Below are 15,209 nucleotides of genomic sequence, written 5' to 3'. Positions count from 1 at the left end.
GGCGTAATGAGCAAGCCCAGTCCCGACGTCTACGAGCAGGGCAAGGGCATGGACGCCCACAACGCGGTGATGCGCGACATCCGAGCGCGCAACGACAACACGTACGACCCCCGAGAGCCGACCCGCGTCTGGCTCGACGAGGACAACACGCCCGACGGCGTCTATCAGAGCCTGACCATCATCCTGAACACCGGCGGCTGTCGGTGGGCCCGCGCGGGCGGGTGTACGATGTGCGGCTACGTCGCCGAGAGCGTCGACGGCGGGAGCGTCGCCCACGAGGACCTGATGGCCCAGATTCGACACTGTCTGGACCACGAAGCCGAGAACGCAGACGCGGAGAGCGGCCTCATCAAGATATACACCTCCGGCAGTTTCCTCGACGAGCGAGAGGTCCCCGCAGAGACCCGGCAGGCCATCGCCGAAACGTTCGCCGACCGCGAACGCATCGTCGTCGAGTCCCTGCCGGACTTCGTCGAGGAGGAACGCGTCGCCGACTTCGTCGACGTGGGCCTGGAGACGGACGTGGCGGTCGGCTTGGAGACGGCGACCGACCGGGTGCGCCACGACTGCGTGAACAAGTACTTCGACTTCGCGGACTTCGAAGACGCCTGCGCCGACGCGAAAGCCGCCGGGGCGGGCATCAAGGCGTACCTCCTGATGAAGCCCGTCTTCCTCTCCGAGAAGGAAGCCGTCGAGGACATGAAGCGCTCCGTGAGAAAGTGCGCGGCCGTCGAGGGCTGTCACACCGTCTCGATGAACCCCTGTAACGTCCAGCGCTACACGATGGTCGAGGAACTGTACCACGACGGGGGCTACCGCCCGCCGTGGCTCTGGTCGGTCGCCGAGGTGCTCGAATCGACCGCCGACGAGGACGTCATCGTCGTCTCGGACCCCGTCGGCCACGGGAGCGACCGCGGCCCGCACAACTGCGGCGACTGCGACGACCGGGTCCAGCGAGCCATCAAGGACTTCGACCTGCGACAGGACCCGAGCGTCTTCGAACAGGTCGACTGTGCGTGTGAAGCGACGTGGGACGCGGTCGTGGCCCGCGAGCGGAGTTACTCGCTGCCGTTAGCGCGGTGAGCGAGCGTCGTCCGGAAATCGTTTAATCCCGCCGGGACCTGCACCTCTGTATGGACCCGGACGACGTTCGTCGGGACTGGGCCGAACGCTCCGGCCGGTTCTCGCCCGAGTACTACGCCGAAATCGGCCCGAACGAGGTCAGCGAGACGCTCGCGGACGTGCTCGGTCACTACGTTCACACCGATGCGGCGATTCTCGAACTCGGCTGTGGGTCGGGCCGACACCTCGCGCACCTCCGGAAATCGGGCTATAAGAACCTCACCGGCATCGACATCAACGAGGAGTCCTTCGAGGTGATGGCCGACCACTACCCGCGACTCGCCGAGACGGGCACCTTCCACACCGGCCCCATCGAGGATTTTCTCCCGGAGTTCGAGACGGACGCGTTCGACGTGGTCTACACCGTCGAGACGCTCCAGCACATCCACCCCGACGACGAGTGGGTGTTCGACGAAGTCGCGCGCGTCACTGGTGACCTCCTCGTCACCGCCGAAAACGAGGGCAACGGCCCGACCCGCGGCCGCGCCGAGACGGAAGTGAGCTACGTCGACGACGAGTTCCCGCTGTACCACCGGAACTGGAAGACCGTCTTCGGCGAGCGAGGGCTGGCGCAGTTGATTCGCGAACCGACCGACAGGGACACCATCCGCGTGTTCCGAGCGCCGTAGGCTACAGCACGTCGTCGCGGTCGTGTTTCGCCCGCATCCGTTCGACTTCGCCAGCGTACCGCTCGCGCGTCTCGTCGTCTGCGACGTGCCCGAGGTTGTCGGCGTCGACGGTCATCGAGACGGGCGTCTCCCGGTGGTCGCCCGTGTAGGAGGTCAGCGCCCGTTCCTTGCGGAAGTCGCGCTCCCCGTCGGGCGTCGCGTAGGTGAGGATGATGAGGTTCTGCTCGTCGTCGGAGTAGGTGCGGTCGACCAACCAGACCCGAACGCTCTCCTCGCCCGAAGTCGCCCCGGTTTCTGTCTCCATGAGTGACAGTACGACCGCCGCCTACATGGCTGTGGTGGGTATTCTCACGGGCCGAGACGACCACTTTCACTTTCACTCCGGTAGGATTGCCCTTTTATCCATCGGCGATAGAGTGTCTCGTAGGGGCCGCGGAACACGTCACACGCTCCACTGGCCCCGCTCCATTCCTATCCCCTTTCACGCCGCCGGAGCGACGGCTGACAGAAGACAGATACCAGAGGAGAGACGGCCGTCGAGGCGGCGGGACAGACGCTCCTGACCCGCGTCGGAACGCAGATGGGGTGTTAGTCCGCGAAGCCTTCGAGAACGGGACGGCCGTCGATTCGGCCCAAATCGTCGAGCGACGCGCGCTCGGGGTGGGGCATCATCACGGCGACGTGGTCGTCCTCGCCGGTGACGCCCGCGACGGCGTGTTTCGAGCCGTTGGGGTTAGCCTCGGGGGTGACCTCGCCGTTCTCGTCGCAGTACTTGAACAGGATGCGGCCGTCCGCTTCGAGTTCGTCCAGTCGGTCGTCGGTAATCTCGTAGCGGCCCTCGCCGTGGGCGATGGGGAGTTCGATGACCTCGCCCGCCTCGTAGTGGCTGGTCCACGGCGTGTCGGCGTTCTCGACGCGGAGGTGGACGTGTTCGCACTGGAACCGGGCGCTCTCGTTGGTCGTGAACACGCCGGGGGTGAGCGCGGACTCACAGCCGATTTGCGCGCCGTTGCAGACGCCGAGCACGGGCGTCCCGTCGGCGGCGGCCTCCCGGACCTCGTTCATGATGGGCGAGCGAGCGGCCATCGCCCCGGCCCGGAGGTAGTCGCCGTAGGAGAACCCGCCGGGGAGCATGATGCCGTCGACGTTCTCTGGCAGACCGTCCTCGTGCCAGACGAGTTCGGCGTCGAAGCCGAGCGTTTCGAGGGCCTGGACGGAGTCGCGGTCGCAGTTCGACCCACCGAATTGGATGACGGCTATCATTCCCGTTCGGCGACCTCCACGTCGTAGTCGTGGATGGTCGGGTTCGCCAGCAGGCGTTCGGCCATCTCCTCGGCGCGTTCGGCCGCGTCGTCGGCAGTCTCGGCGTCGAGGTCGATTTCGAACCGGTCGGCAGAGCGCAGGTCGTCGAGTTCGAAGCCGAGGCGTTCGAGCGAGCGCTGGGTGGTCTCGGCCTCGGGGTCGAGGACGCCACGCTTCAGTCGGACGGTGACGGTGGCGGTGAAGGCAGTCATTACTGAGTGCCGGGCGGGCGGCGGAGAAAACGCTTGTGTTATCCGAGCGGCGGCACCGGCGTCCACTCGCTCGGTTGGTCCGGTAACCCCATCACGCGGAGTTCGAGGCCCTCGTCGGTGCTGCGCACGTCGACGCGGGCGTCGAACGGTTGGGTGATGCTTCCGACGACCTGTTCGCCGTGGGCGTCGGGGTCGATGGCACAGACGCCGAGGCCGTCGGCGGTCCGAATCCGACTCGTGACGGTGTTGACGAAACGGAACACGGCCCGCGGGTCGTCGCTGTAGACGAGGAGGGGCGTCAGCGTGTAGATGGCGGTTCTGACCGCGTCGTAGCCGCGCGCGTACGCTTCCTCGTAGTGGTTCGAGAACTCGATGCCGATGCCGGTCAGGTCGGCGGGTGTCTTGACGCCGGAGACGAATTCGTCGCGGCGCTCGTTCTGTTGGACGCAGTCGACGACACGGACGCGTTCGCTCGCGGCACTCCCGCCGACGCGCTCGAAGTCGGCGAGCGTCTCCTGTGCGCCGGTGTCGGTGGTGACGATGATGACGCCGTCGTCGCCGAGGAGGAGCCGAAGCAACAGGTCGCGGGTCCCGGCCAGCGCCGGACCGGTCACGAGGAGGTTCGTTCCGGCGTCGACGGGTGCGAGGGGGAGGCCCTCGAACTCGTAGCCGGGTGCGTGCTGCTGTGTCATCGCGACCACGTCCGCGGAGCCTGTTTCACGTCCTCCCCCTCGGGCTGAAGCCTCAAAGCTATGGCGACGCCCACCGTGGAAAAACGAAGCCTTTTGCATCGCGCCCGCCGAACGAATCCCCAATGAATACCCGTACCGTCCGGAGGTGTCGGCCGTGACGCGCAGTCTCACCGAGATTACCGTCGTCGGCGACGACGACACCGGACTCATCGCCGAAGTCACCTCGCTCCTGTTCGAACGCGGCATCAACATCGAAGACCTGGACCAAGCGGTCCGCGAGGGAGTCTTCCGGATGACTATGCACGTCGACACCGCCGAGATGGTGACGACGGAGGAGAAACTCCGCGAGGACCTCACCGAACTCGGCGACGAACTGGGCGTCGACCTGCAGGTGCGGTTCCCCGCCGACCGCGAGACGCAGTCCATCGCCGTTCTCGTCACCAAGGAGTCCCACTGTCTCGAAGCGCTGTTCGAGTCGTGGGCCAACGGTGACCTCGGCGCGGACATCGAGGTGGTCATCGGCAACCACAACGACCTCCAACCGCTGGCCGAGAAGTACGACGTGCCCTTCCACAACATCGGCGACGAGAAGGGCACGCCCGACGAGGAAGAACTGCTGGAACTGCTCGCGGAGTACGACGCCGACCTCATCGCGCTGGCCCGCTACATGCGCATCCTCTCGCCGGACGTGGTCTTCCGCTACGAGAGCCGTATCATCAACGTCCACCCGAGTCTCCTGCCCGCTTTCCCCGGCGCCTCGGCGTACATGCAGGCCATCGAGGAGGGCGTCCGCATCGCCGGTGTCACGGCCCACTACGTGACGACCGACTTAGACCAAGGCCCCATCATCACCCAGCGAGCGTTCAACGTCCCCGACGACGCCACGGAAGAGGAACTGCAGGCACTCGGCCAACCGCTCGAGGCCGAGGCGCTCATTGAGGCCATCAAACTCCACCTCTCGGACGAGGTGACCGTCCACCGCGGGCGGACGAAACTCCGCGACCCCGAAGAGACGGACGCGCAGTTGGGCGCGCCGGTGGCCCTCGACGAGGAGAACCCCGACCGACCCATCGACGGCCTCGGCGAGTTCGTCGCCGGTGACGACCCGGAACCCGAGGCGGAAGCCGACGACTGACCCCTCGGCCGGGTAGCGAGGCGTTATCCTCTCGGAATAACCCGATTACACCGGATTATGAGGCTCCTACCCCTCGATTCGAAACCGATAGACGATTCATTACAATTTGGCAATAGTCACAGGTTACCACCGTGTCACAGACCATCCAGCGCCATCGGACCGGACTCTCCCCGCTGGACCGGAAACTCGGTGGTGGGATTCCCGGCGGCAGCGTCGTCGCGCTCACCGCGTCACCGGCCAGTCAATCGGAGCTACTGTTGTACTCGCTCGCCTCGGAGGGTCAGACGCTGTATCTGACCGCCGAGCGAACGGCGTTCGCCGTCGAGCGCGCACTCGACAGCACCCGTCGCATGGACCTCTCACAGACCGACGTGCGTCCAATCGACCGCGAGGACCCGGTTACCGACGCCCGGCAGTACCTCACCGACCTGCCGCACCGATCGGTCGTCGTGGTCGACCCGATGGACTGCATCGAGCGGGCCGACTCGGCGTCGGTCCGGGAGTTCCTCGTCACGCTCCGTAAACGCCTGGTCGAGACCGACAGCATCGCCGTCCTGCACTGCCTGAACGGCGGCGACGTTCCCGAAAAGCGCGACCGGACGACGTACATGGCAGACGTGGTCTTACGCCTGCAGACGAATCTCGACGAAGACGACGTGGGTAACTGGCTGTCGGTTCCGAAGTTCCGATGTGGCCCCGCGCTCACCGACGGGATTCGGCTGGAACTCACCGACGAAATTCACGTGGACACGAGCCGCGATATCTGAATCGGCGGCGCTGTCGACCGCTTCTCGAATCGGCCGAACGGCATGCTGAATACTGAGCAGACGTCCGTTAGCTGGAGTCGCCACAGTACCGCCGTCGGCCAGCAATCCGCGCCGTCGACGGTCACGCCAGCGGCTCGAACGACTCTGCGACACGCCTGGTGACCGACTCGTAGGTCTCCAGACAGCCCGCTGCCTCGTCCGCGGCGGTCGTCACGTCGAACACGTAGACCCCGTCGGGTCCGTCGGCGTGGAAGATGTAGCTGACCGCCGGGTCGTCACGCCGACGAATCACGACCGGCCGTTCCTGTCCGCCGTACGTCGTGATCGTGCCGCTCTCGGACTGGTCGTCGAACTCGTAGGCCTCGGTCGCATCGAGCGGTTCGCCGGTCGGGCCGCGTTCGAAGACGGTGATGCTGTGCAGCGGCGAGAGGTCACCCTCACCGTACGCGATGACGGTTCCGTGAGCGACGGCGTCGTCCTGCTCGAGCGTAACCTCTCCGCCCATCGGATAGGAGAACGTCGCGACCATCTCGCGGTCGCCGACGTCGTAGCGCTGCATCGTATCGCCGAACGCGCTCGCACACGACCCGGCGAGGCTCGTCTCGCCGCTGTCGTCACCGCTCTCCCCCGGGAGGCTGCCCCCACTCTCCGGTTCGGTTTGGGTGGCGGTCGCGTCCCCACCACGGTCTGGTTCGCTACCCGCACATCCTGCCAGTGCGCCGAGGGCCAACAGCCCCAGCAGCTCGCGTCGGGAATACGTCATGCGGACAGGACCTTCAGTAATCGCCGAACTCTTTCGCACGGCGGGGCCAGCGGTCCCACGGTCAGGCCCCCTCGAACGTGGTCTCCGGATTCGGCGCGAGGCTCTGCACCACCGCCGACTGAGCGGCCTCGGCGGCCGCGATACACGCGGGACGGGCCTCGTCGGACACCCCTAACCCGCTGAACAGCACGGCACCTACTCCGTAGTATCGGCGGTCGCTACCCGAACCGTACGGCAGGAACACGGACAGTCCCGGTTGGTAGTACGGATACGTCCCCTCGGCGAGGCCCAGCACGGGACGGGACTCCCCGTCGTACGTGACCTCGTCGACGACCTCGCGCGGTTCGGTGTCGAGATTCGTCAGGAACTCGATTTCATCGTCGCGCTCGGCCGCGGTCAGCGGCACGTTGTCCTGACTGACACGCAGCGTCAGGGCGAAGTCGTCGTCCCCGACCGGCGGGCTGGTGAATCGGACGAAGTGCCCTCTGGAGTGGCTGGTACTCTCTCCGGGCGTCCACGCGACTACGTGGTCGTAGGTGCAAAAGAACGGCGTCCCCGCGGCGTCGTACGAAGTCGTCTGCCCTTCCCAGGGAGCACAGACCCCCGCCGATTCATCGAGCGTCGTCGTTGGGTCGCTCGTGGTCGTTACGGGCGTCGAAGTCTCTGCTGGGGTCGCCGTCTGTGATTCCGTCGTCGCGGTTCCCCCCGAATTATTGGCGGTCTCCCCGCTCCCACCGTCACCACTGAGGCAACCGGTGAGCGCCGCGGTCGCCGCGGTTGCCCCGAGCAGCAGTCGTCGTCTCGTCAGCCGGTCTCCTGACATAAATTACACACGACATATGTGTATTTATACATATGCAATACCCTACAGGAACCGCTCAGTTCGACGACCGACGACCGGTCCCGAAATGTCCCCCCGCGCAGTGGCGGTGAAGAAGTTTCGACTGCCAGATAGGGACTACCTTCTCCGTGGGTGGCAACGGAGAGACGACCCGAGGGCGCGGCCGACGGGAGGCGCGTCACCCCGGCCGCGATGACTGGGTATTCACGTCCTAAGCGCCTGAAACCCTCGCGAACGTCGGCTCGGGGAAAGGCTCAATACGTCCTGTCACGGATACCTGTCATGACTCCCAAGCACACGGATTCTCGTGACACCGGCGACGCCGCCGGGACCCGGAATCCACGCGGTAGGCGGGCGTTTCTGGCCGGTGCTGGGGCCTCTCTCGCCGCGCTCGCTGGCTGTACGTTCAACGTCAACGTCGGCGGGGGTGGGTCGACATCCGAGCCACAGACGGCGACCCGGACGCCGACTCCGACGCGGACGGCGACGCGGACCCCGACGCCCACGGCTACCGAATCCCCCACGCCGACGGCGACGGCCACGCCCGAACCGGACCCGGAGCTAGAGGTCATCACGGTCCAGCCAGAGCCGATAGCGGTCGAACTCGTGACGCCCGCGCCGGAGTTGCGCTACCGCGTCGAGCGGTTCTACCTCTACATCGACGAGGCATCGGACGCCGTGTTCAACGGCCCGAACACCGAGGAGATATACGGCGAGATAACTATCTCCGCGACCGCCCGGGGAACGTCGGTGTCGACGACGAAGGACCGGAAGCGGGTCTGGTCGGCCAACGAGGGCAGTGCCAAGGAGATAGCGGAGGACGACGGACTGGTTCTCGAGACCGAGTTTGCACCGGTCGAGTTCGTCTTCCCCAATCTCTCGGCGGCGGAGCGTGCGAACGCCTACATCGAAATCACGGGAACCTTTCGCGAAGCTGACAACGGCGGGAACGTCGACGACGTGTTCAGCGGCTTCCGGGACAACACCCGGTGGCATCTCACGGAACCGACGGTCGAGTCAGGGTTCAGCGACTCCAGCGGCCAGTCGCGGTTCGTCATCCCGTTCAGCAGCGACGGCAACACGCTGATGAACCTCTCGTACAACGTCGTCGAGGTGTAACTCGGCAGGGCGACGATAGCCTCTCCCGACCCTCGGTCTAGTAAGTGGCTGCCGTCCCTTCGTTCGCGAACGAGAATTTCGACAGAGCCGATTCAGAGGTCCCGAGCGGCGTCGACGGCGGCCTCCAGCGACGGGGCGTCGAACACGTCGCCACCGACGTAGGCGTTCGTCCCCGCACAGTAGAGGTCCCGAGCGACGCCGATAACTGACTCGTCGAGCGGTTCCGGGGACGACTCACACAGCGACTTCCAGTCGGCGACGCCGTCGGCTTTCGCGCGCTCCTTGGCCGCGCCGACGGCATCGACCCACTCCGGTTGGGTGCGCTTGTGGTACTGGCGGATGACCTCCTTCGAGACTTGCTGGCCGTCGTAGGAGAAGCGGTTCTCGTCGAACGTGCCGACCACGTCGGCGACGCGAATCTGTCCCTCGTGGTACAGACACTCGATTTTCCCGTCCTCGTGAACGAGGCCCGCCTCGGCGGCTTGGTCGGTGACGATGTGGTTGACCGCGAGCGCCAGTTCCTCCAGTTGGTCGACGCTCGCCGCCCCCGCGATGCGGTCGGCCGCCTCTCGGCCGAGGTAACTGTCCTGTTCCTCGTACTTGGTGGAGAACTCGACGACCGGTGTGTCGAGGTCGACCGGTTCGTCGGGCCACTCCTCGAACTCCAGTCCGTGGTCCGCCGGGTCCGTCCGCTTCCGGAGCGAGGACCCGATAGGGACGCGGTTCCGGAAGACGATTTCGAGCGGAATCAGGTAGTTCTGGCCCGCCGCGTCGTGGTAGGCCTCGTAGTCGTACTCCCCGTCGGCGAAGGGCAGGTCGGGGACCTGCGTCAGCGCGATGACCATCTCTTCGGGTGCGTGGCCCGCCGAGAGCGCCTCACCGAGGTCGAGCACGTCGTCGGTCCCGTCGACGCGGACGCCCTCGTAGTGGGTCGGGATGTGGTTCTCTTCGAGCAACTGGAAGTTGAACGCGCCCATCGTACACAGCGAGGCCCCCTTCTCCGGAATCTCGTCGGGCATCTTCCCCCAGTCGAACACCGAGTAGTCGTCCGTGAACACGAACGCGCCGCGGCCGAGGTCGGTGGCCGTCGCGGGTTCGTCGACGCGGAACTCCTTGACGCTCGTCATTGGCGGCGCTTTGCGGCCGGGGACAAAGACGTTTCTCACTCGGCGTCGCCGTCGCCGGTCGGCCGCCGCGACCGCTCGCCGAGGCCCGGCGTCGGCGGCATCCGGCGCTTGTGGACCGTCTCGGTACACATCCCGACCAGTCGTTTCGCGGTCGCGTCGTCGATGTCGACGGCGTCGGCGGCCGTCTCGACGGACTCGCCCTGTTCGACGACCCGCCAGAGCAGGGAGTCGATAGTGTCGTAGGTCGCTCCGAGGTCGTCGGCGTCGGTCTGTCCCGGGTAAAAGCCCGCCGTCGGGGGTTTCTCGACGACGCTCTCGGGGAGACTGAGGTGCTCGCCCAGCGCCCGCACCTCCGTCTTGTAGAGGTCGCCCAGCGGGAACAGGTCCGCCCCGGCGTCGCCGTACTTCGTGACGTAGCCGAGGAGGAGTTCGGAGCGGTTGGCCGTCCCGAGGACGAGTCGGTTCGTCCGGTTGGCGGCGTAGTAGGCACACACCATCCGGAGGCGGGCGACGGCGTTGCCCAGCGCGCGGTCGGGCGTCGGCGTCCGGGCGGAGTCGGCGTCGGGGTCCAGCACCGGGCGGACGCTCTGGTCGAACTGGTGGAGGAGGGGCCGGAGGTGCACGCGTTCGAAGTCGATGCCGAGGTGGTCGGCTATCGTCCCGGCGGTCATCGCGTCGGCGGCGTCGCTCTTGTGACACGGGAGGCCGAGGCCGAGGACGCGTTCGGGGCCGAGGGCGTCGGCGGCGAGCGTCGCGGCCACTGCCGAGTCGAGGCCGCCGCTCATCGGGACGACGACGCCCGTGGCGTCGGCGGCCTGTACCTGGTCGCGGAGGAAGGCCGTGACCGCCGACTCGACCGCGTCGACGTCGCTGGTGGAGGGTTCGACTGGACTGTCGGAATGTCGTATCGTTTCACTCATCATTGGTCGTGCGTCTTCGTCTGTTGAGTAAACGAATCGAACGAGCACATATACGACTAGTCCTTAAACACTTCCAACACTGGGAGGGAGTGCTAGTGTTCCCCCGCCCGTCTGCGGATGGGAACCGCTTTGCCCCGCGGGGGTAAGGTCCAGCTACATGGCGGCGAACCTACTGGTCGAAGCGGCCATCATCGCCGCGGCGACGGCGGCGATATGGAAGGGCAGCGAGTGGCTCGAGATGGCAAGCGAGCGCCTGGCGGCCCACTACGGCCTCCCGGACGTCGTGCAGGGGGCCATCATCGTCGCCATCGGGTCCAGTTTCCCGGAACTCGCCACCGTCGTCGTGGCGGCCCTCGACGGGTCGATGCCGCTCGGCGTCGGCGCTATCGTCGGGTCGGCCATCTTCAACGTCCTCGTGATTCCCGCGGCCGCGGGTATCCTCACGGGCGGCGACGTGGACTCGAACCGGACGCTCGTCTACAAGGAGGCGCAGTTCTACATGCTCGCGGTGTCGGTGTTGCTCATCACCTTCGCGCTGGCGGTCATCTACTACCCCGGCGAGGCGTCGCTGTCGGGCGTCGTCACCCGGCCGCTGGCGGTCATTCCGCTGGCGCTGTACGGCCTGTACGTCTTCATCCAGTATCAGGACACGGCGGACCACCAGCACGATACCGGGGGCGAAGACGGCGTCGCCGTCCGCCGACAGTGGCTCTTCTTGCTCGCGGGGCTGGCGGTCATCCTCGTCGCCGTCGAGAACCTCGTTCACTCGGTGGGCGTCATCGGGCAGGCGGCGGGGGCCGACGAGTTCCTCCTCGGCGTGACCATCCTTGCGGCGGCGACCAGCCTCCCCGACACGCTGGTCAGCGTCCGCGCCGCCCGCGACAATCGGGGCGTCACCTCGCTGGCGAACGTCCTCGGGTCGAACACGTTCGACCTCCTCGTCGCCATCCCGGCGGGCGTCCTCCTCGTCGGCGCGTGGACCGTCGACTTCGCGATGGCCGTCCCGATGTTCGGCGTCCTGACGGCGGCCACCGTCCTCCTCTTCACGACGCTCCGGACGGACCTCGCGCTGAGTACCGTCGAGTCCTACGCCCTTCTCGGAACGTACCTCGCGTTCGTCGCGTGGGTCGTCGCGGAGACGGTGGGGGCTATCGGCGGCGTGCTTCCGTCCGGGTGACCGACCGCCGGGCGAGCGACGCGGGTCCCGCTCAGTCGGCGAGCGGTATTTCAGCGACGCGAGTCAGTACTAGCTCGAATGGACTCGACGATTCGACTGGCGACGGCGGACGACGCGGGCGCGATTGCGGACATCTACGCGCCCGTCGTCGAGCAGACGCACATCTCGTTCGAGACCCGTCCGCCGACGCCCGAGGAAATCGCCCAGCGCATCGGCAAGACTGTCGACCGACTGCCGTGGCTGGTCTGTGAATACGACGACGAGATAACGGGATACGTCTACGCGAGTCCGTACAGAGAGCGCGAAGCGTACCAGTGGGCCGTCGAGGTGTCGGTGTACGTCCACGATTCGTGGCGGCGACACGGAATCGCGACCGCGCTCTACGACTCGCTGTTCGCGCTCTTGGAGCTTCAGGGACTGCGAACGGCCTACGCCGTCATCGCGCTCCCCAACCCTCGGAGTGTCGCGTTCCACGAGTCACACGGGTTCGAGAAGGTGGGCATCTACCGCGACGTCGGCTACAAGAACGGCGATTGGCACGATGTCGGGCACTGGGGCCGCTCCCTACAATCTCTCTCGACCGCTCCATCGCCGCCGACCCCGCTTCCCGAACTGCGTGATAGCGACGCGTACGCCGAGGCACTCGCCGCGGGACGCTCGTCGCTCCGTTCGTGACGAGACGCCGCTGGCAGACACCCACACGCTTTTGGCTGTCGTCCACTTTCAGTGGAGCAATGCCGGACGCCTCCGACGCCTCGCCGACCGGTGAATCCGACTTCGAGCACCGGCCGGTGACGGACCAGTCCTTCGAGAACGCGCTCGCGAAGGCCCGCGACGGCGTTCGCCTCTCGGTCGCCGACGGCGTGGAACTCATCACGACCGGGACAGACCACGAGGGCATCGACCGCCACCGGAAGGAACTCGTCCTCGAAGCGGCCGACCGACGCCGGGCCGAAGTCGTCGGCGACGAGGTGACGTTCGTCGCCAACCTCAACAACAACGTCACGACGGCCTGCAACACCGGCTGTCTGTTCTGTAACTTCAAGGACCGCTCCGAGCAGTTCCGCAGCAGCTACCAGGACGACCACGGCGGCTTCACCAAGACGCCCAGCGAGTCCCGCGACATCGTGGCCGACGCCGTCGACCGGGGCGTCTACGAGGTCACGTCCGTCTCGGGACTGCACCCGGCGCTCGCGTTGGACGAGGAGCATCTAGAGATTCTCGAAGCGAGCGACCGCGGCGACCTGAACTACCGGCCCGCCGCCGAGTACGACGTGGACCCCGGGACCTACTGCGAGCAGTTGCGCGCGATGGATGTCGGTGGCGTCCATCTTCACTCGATGACGCCGGAGGAGGCCTACCACGCCCGCCGCGGGACGGACTGGTCCTACGAGGAAGTGTTCTCCCGCCTCAAGGACGCGGGCCTCGACAGCGTCCCCGGAACGGCCGCCGAAATTCTCGTCGACGAGGTTCGGTCGGTCATCTGCCCCGGAAAAATCGACACGGGCGAGTGGCTTGACGCGATGGAGGCCGCCGCCAGCGTCGGCCTCGGCCTCACCTCGACTATCATGTACGGCCACGTCGAAAACGAGATGCACCGCGTGCTCCATCTCGAAAAGATTCGTGAGCTACAGGACCGAACCGGCGCGATAACGGAGTTCGTCCCGCTCTCGTTCGTCCACGAGGAGACGCCGCTGTTCGAGCGCGGGATGGTCGACGGCGGGGCCAGTCCCGCCGAAGACGAACTGATGATCGCCGTCGGGCGACTCTTCTTGGACAACGTCGACCACGTCCAGTCCTCGTGGGTGAAGTACGGGGACGCCCGCGGTCTGAAACTGCTCACCTGCGGGGCCGACGACTTCATGGGCACCATCCTCTCCGAGGAGATAACGAAGCGCGCCGGTGGCGGCTACGGGGAGTTCCGGTCGTTCCGCGAGTACACGGACATGATTACGGCCATCGGTCGGACGCCGGTCGAGCGGTCGACCGACTACGAGCAACGCCGCGTCGTCGACCCGGAGTCGGCCGTGGTCGGGCCGGAACTCGGACCGCGGGCCGACGGGACGCCGCTGTTGGACTGACCGACCAACGGCGTCGGCACTCCGCGTCGATTTCGACAGGAATCTGATAGGCAGGCACGGAGACCCGTCCCCGCCGTGTGACTGCCGCCAGGGAGGCTGTCAGAGGCACGCCCTGGCATGAACAGACATGGTCCCCGGTGGGGAAATATGTACTGCCTAGCTGACTAGGTGGTTCCGGAATACCTCCCAAATATCGGGGGATAGGCGTCCCGCGCTCAGATAGTCACCGGGTTTTCGCCGCGTTCGAGGACCGCGCGGAACCGCCGCCCCGCCCCGTCGTCCGCGTCGATTGCGGCCTCGATGGGCGGGGTGAGCCACCCGTCGTCGGCGAAGCGCTCGTACACCGGCAGGCGTTCCCTGAGCGGAACCTCGGCGGCGTCGGCGACGGCCCGCAGTTCCCGCAGGGCGGGCCACTCGTACTCGGGGTTGATGTGGTCGACGGTCACCGGCGAGACGCCGCCGAGGTCGTCGATGCCGCAGTCGGTTAACTCCCGGGCGGGCGCGAGGTTCGGCGGGACCTGAACCGACACCTCCTCGGGCAGTCCCGCGCGGGCCATCGCCGTCACGCGCCGCATCGTCGCGAGGTCCGGCGAGCCGTCCCGCCAGCGCTCGTTCTCGACGACCGGTTGGACGATGACCTCCTGTACGTGGCCGTACCGTTCGTGCATCTCCCGGATGGCGAGGACGCTCTCGGCGCGGTCCCGCCAGTCTTCACCGAGGCCGACGAGGATGCCCGTCGTGAAGGGCACGCCGAGTTCCCCCGCGGTCCGAATCGTCGCGAGTCGCTGGCCGGGGTTCTTGGCACGCGGGCCGCCGTGGGCCTGCACCTCGGCCGTCGTCTCCAGCATCACGCCCATCGAGGCGTTGAGGTCCGCCACCGTCTCCATCTGCTCGCGCGTCTGGTCGCCGGGGTTGGCGTGCGGGAGCAACCCCTCTTCGAGCGCGATTTCGCAGGCCTCGCGGAGGTACTCGTGGATGGTGTCGTGGCCCAACTCCGAGAGTTGGGCGTACAGTTCGGTGTAGCGGTCGTCGGGGTCGTCGCCGAAGGTAAAGAGCGCCTCCGTACACCCCGCGGCGGCCCCCTCGCGGCACGTCTCGCGTATCTCCGCGGGCGTCATCAGCGTGGCCTGTCCCGGCGGGTCGTAGTACGTGCAGTAGGTGCAGGTGTACCGGCAGGCCGTCGTCAGCGGGACGAACACGTTCCGACAGTACGAGAGTTCCTCGGCCGCCGAAACGTCTGCTGGGGTCACCGAAAGCAGTCGCTCCACGTCGTCCTCGGACAGAGACAGGTCGATACCGTACGCGTCGGCCCCGGGAATCAC

17 protein-coding genes are annotated in these 15,209 nt (G+C 66.7%); 8 read left to right on the top strand and 9 right to left on the bottom strand.

The window, feature by feature from the left end; all coding sequences use genetic code 11:
- Positions 1-6: 6 nt before the first annotated feature.
- Complete coding sequence (locus NJQ44_RS15440; protein WP_254272226.1) at positions 7-1,083, top strand: archaeosine biosynthesis radical SAM protein RaSEA; 1,077 nt, start codon at positions 7-9, stop codon at positions 1,081-1,083.
- Between the two features lie 50 nt (positions 1,084-1,133).
- The gene (locus tag NJQ44_RS15435; protein WP_254272225.1) at positions 1,134-1,751 is read left to right on the top strand and encodes a class I SAM-dependent methyltransferase; all 618 of its coding nucleotides are present in this window, start codon (positions 1,134-1,136) and stop codon (positions 1,749-1,751) included.
- A 1-nt stretch (position 1,752) separates the two neighbouring features.
- On the opposite strand, the gene NJQ44_RS15430 is transcribed toward NJQ44_RS15435, so the two are convergent.
- The 4 genes from NJQ44_RS15430 to NJQ44_RS15415 all read right to left on the bottom strand — a co-directional run bounded on the left by NJQ44_RS15430 (position 1,753) and on the right by NJQ44_RS15415 (position 3,957).
- Entirely contained in the window at positions 1,753-2,055 is a 303-nt protein-coding gene (locus NJQ44_RS15430) for a DUF7967 family protein (protein ID WP_254272224.1), read from the bottom strand.
- Between the two features lie 284 nt (positions 2,056-2,339).
- A complete protein-coding gene (gene purQ, locus NJQ44_RS15425) occupies positions 2,340-3,014 on the bottom strand; it encodes a phosphoribosylformylglycinamidine synthase I (protein WP_254272223.1) in 675 nt (224 codons plus the stop codon).
- The gene (gene purS / locus NJQ44_RS15420) at positions 3,011-3,265 is read right to left on the bottom strand and encodes a phosphoribosylformylglycinamidine synthase subunit PurS (RefSeq protein ID WP_254272222.1); all 255 of its coding nucleotides are present in this window, start codon (positions 3,263-3,265) and stop codon (positions 3,011-3,013) included. The genes purQ and purS overlap by 4 nt, the downstream gene beginning before the upstream one ends.
- A 38-nt stretch (positions 3,266-3,303) precedes the next feature.
- Positions 3,304-3,957 carry a DUF7504 family protein gene (locus NJQ44_RS15415; protein WP_254272221.1) on the bottom strand — a complete coding sequence of 218 codons (654 nt, stop codon included), beginning with the start codon at positions 3,955-3,957 and terminating at the stop codon, positions 3,304-3,306.
- A gap of 145 nt (positions 3,958-4,102) precedes the next feature.
- Here NJQ44_RS15415 and NJQ44_RS15410 point away from each other — a divergent pair, with 145 nt between their 5' ends.
- Positions 4,103-5,092 carry a formyltetrahydrofolate deformylase gene (locus NJQ44_RS15410; RefSeq protein WP_254272220.1) on the top strand — a complete coding sequence of 330 codons (990 nt, stop codon included), beginning with the start codon at positions 4,103-4,105 and terminating at the stop codon, positions 5,090-5,092.
- A gap of 131 nt (positions 5,093-5,223) precedes the next feature.
- Positions 5,224-5,859 (top strand): RAD55 family ATPase, encoded by a 636-nt coding sequence (locus NJQ44_RS15405; RefSeq protein WP_254272219.1) that lies wholly within the window; start codon positions 5,224-5,226, stop codon positions 5,857-5,859.
- Between the two features lie 121 nt (positions 5,860-5,980).
- Here the strand turns inward: NJQ44_RS15405 and NJQ44_RS15400 are convergent, their stop codons facing one another.
- Both NJQ44_RS15400 and NJQ44_RS15395 read right to left on the bottom strand, forming a co-directional pair.
- The gene (locus NJQ44_RS15400) at positions 5,981-6,622 is read right to left on the bottom strand and encodes a hypothetical protein (protein WP_254272218.1); all 642 of its coding nucleotides are present in this window, start codon (positions 6,620-6,622) and stop codon (positions 5,981-5,983) included.
- Positions 6,623-6,683: 61 nt separating this feature from the next.
- Positions 6,684-7,445 (bottom strand): hypothetical protein, encoded by a 762-nt coding sequence (locus NJQ44_RS15395; RefSeq protein ID WP_254272217.1) that lies wholly within the window; start codon positions 7,443-7,445, stop codon positions 6,684-6,686.
- A gap of 300 nt (positions 7,446-7,745) precedes the next feature.
- Between NJQ44_RS15395 and NJQ44_RS15390 the strand changes: the two genes are divergently transcribed.
- Entirely contained in the window at positions 7,746-8,582 is an 837-nt protein-coding gene (locus tag NJQ44_RS15390) for a hypothetical protein (protein WP_254272216.1), read from the top strand.
- 92 nt (positions 8,583-8,674) lie between these two features.
- Here NJQ44_RS15390 and NJQ44_RS15385 read toward each other — a convergent pair whose 3' ends face one another.
- Positions 8,675-9,709, bottom strand: coding sequence for a phosphoribosylaminoimidazolesuccinocarboxamide synthase (locus NJQ44_RS15385; RefSeq protein WP_254272215.1), 1,035 nt, complete (start codon positions 9,707-9,709; stop codon positions 8,675-8,677).
- Positions 9,710-9,744: 35 nt separating this feature from the next.
- Positions 9,745-10,629, bottom strand: a complete 885-nt coding sequence (locus NJQ44_RS15380) for an NAD+ synthase (protein WP_254272214.1) — start codon at positions 10,627-10,629, stop codon at positions 9,745-9,747.
- Positions 10,630-10,786: 157 nt separating this feature from the next.
- Here NJQ44_RS15380 and NJQ44_RS15375 point away from each other — a divergent pair, with 157 nt between their 5' ends.
- The 3 genes from NJQ44_RS15375 to cofH all read left to right on the top strand — a co-directional run bounded on the left by NJQ44_RS15375 (position 10,787) and on the right by cofH (position 13,887).
- Positions 10,787-11,806, top strand: coding sequence for a sodium:calcium antiporter (locus NJQ44_RS15375; RefSeq protein ID WP_254272213.1), 1,020 nt, complete (start codon positions 10,787-10,789; stop codon positions 11,804-11,806).
- A 78-nt stretch (positions 11,807-11,884) separates the two neighbouring features.
- A complete protein-coding gene (locus tag NJQ44_RS15370) occupies positions 11,885-12,481 on the top strand; it encodes an arsinothricin resistance N-acetyltransferase ArsN1 family B (RefSeq protein ID WP_254272212.1) in 597 nt (198 codons plus the stop codon).
- 59 nt (positions 12,482-12,540) lie between these two features.
- Positions 12,541-13,887 carry a 7,8-didemethyl-8-hydroxy-5-deazariboflavin synthase subunit CofH gene (gene cofH, locus NJQ44_RS15365; RefSeq protein WP_254272211.1) on the top strand — a complete coding sequence of 449 codons (1,347 nt, stop codon included), beginning with the start codon at positions 12,541-12,543 and terminating at the stop codon, positions 13,885-13,887.
- Between the two features lie 215 nt (positions 13,888-14,102).
- Here cofH and cofG read toward each other — a convergent pair whose 3' ends face one another.
- Complete coding sequence (cofG, locus tag NJQ44_RS15360) at positions 14,103-15,209, bottom strand: 7,8-didemethyl-8-hydroxy-5-deazariboflavin synthase subunit CofG (protein WP_254272210.1); 1,107 nt, start codon at positions 15,207-15,209, stop codon at positions 14,103-14,105.

Source organism: Haloarcula marina, assembly GCF_024218775.1.
Taxonomy (GTDB): Archaea; Halobacteriota; Halobacteria; order Halobacteriales; family Haloarculaceae; genus Haloarcula; species Haloarcula marina.
This window is presented reverse-complemented; position numbering and strand designations above follow the sequence as displayed.

Coding starts and splice junctions, on each gene's coding strand:
- NJQ44_RS15440 (WP_254272226.1), top strand. CDS start 7: ATGAGCAAGCCCAGTCCCGACGTCTACGAGCAGGGCAAGGGCATGGAC.
- NJQ44_RS15435 (WP_254272225.1), top strand. CDS start 1,134: ATGGACCCGGACGACGTTCGTCGGGACTGGGCCGAACGCTCCGGCCGG.
- NJQ44_RS15430 (WP_254272224.1), bottom strand. CDS start 2,055: ATGGAGACAGAAACCGGGGCGACTTCGGGCGAGGAGAGCGTTCGGGTC.
- purQ (WP_254272223.1), bottom strand. CDS start 3,014: ATGATAGCCGTCATCCAATTCGGTGGGTCGAACTGCGACCGCGACTCC.
- purS (WP_254272222.1), bottom strand. CDS start 3,265: ATGACTGCCTTCACCGCCACCGTCACCGTCCGACTGAAGCGTGGCGTC.
- NJQ44_RS15415 (WP_254272221.1), bottom strand. CDS start 3,957: ATGACACAGCAGCACGCACCCGGCTACGAGTTCGAGGGCCTCCCCCTC.
- NJQ44_RS15400 (WP_254272218.1), bottom strand. CDS start 6,622: ATGACGTATTCCCGACGCGAGCTGCTGGGGCTGTTGGCCCTCGGCGCA.
- NJQ44_RS15395 (WP_254272217.1), bottom strand. CDS start 7,445: ATGTCAGGAGACCGGCTGACGAGACGACGACTGCTGCTCGGGGCAACC.
- NJQ44_RS15390 (WP_254272216.1), top strand. CDS start 7,746: ATGACTCCCAAGCACACGGATTCTCGTGACACCGGCGACGCCGCCGGG.
- NJQ44_RS15385 (WP_254272215.1), bottom strand. CDS start 9,709: ATGACGAGCGTCAAGGAGTTCCGCGTCGACGAACCCGCGACGGCCACC.
- NJQ44_RS15380 (WP_254272214.1), bottom strand. CDS start 10,629: ATGAGTGAAACGATACGACATTCCGACAGTCCAGTCGAACCCTCCACC.
- NJQ44_RS15375 (WP_254272213.1), top strand. CDS start 10,787: ATGGCGGCGAACCTACTGGTCGAAGCGGCCATCATCGCCGCGGCGACG.
- NJQ44_RS15370 (WP_254272212.1), top strand. CDS start 11,885: ATGGACTCGACGATTCGACTGGCGACGGCGGACGACGCGGGCGCGATT.
- cofH (WP_254272211.1), top strand. CDS start 12,541: ATGCCGGACGCCTCCGACGCCTCGCCGACCGGTGAATCCGACTTCGAG.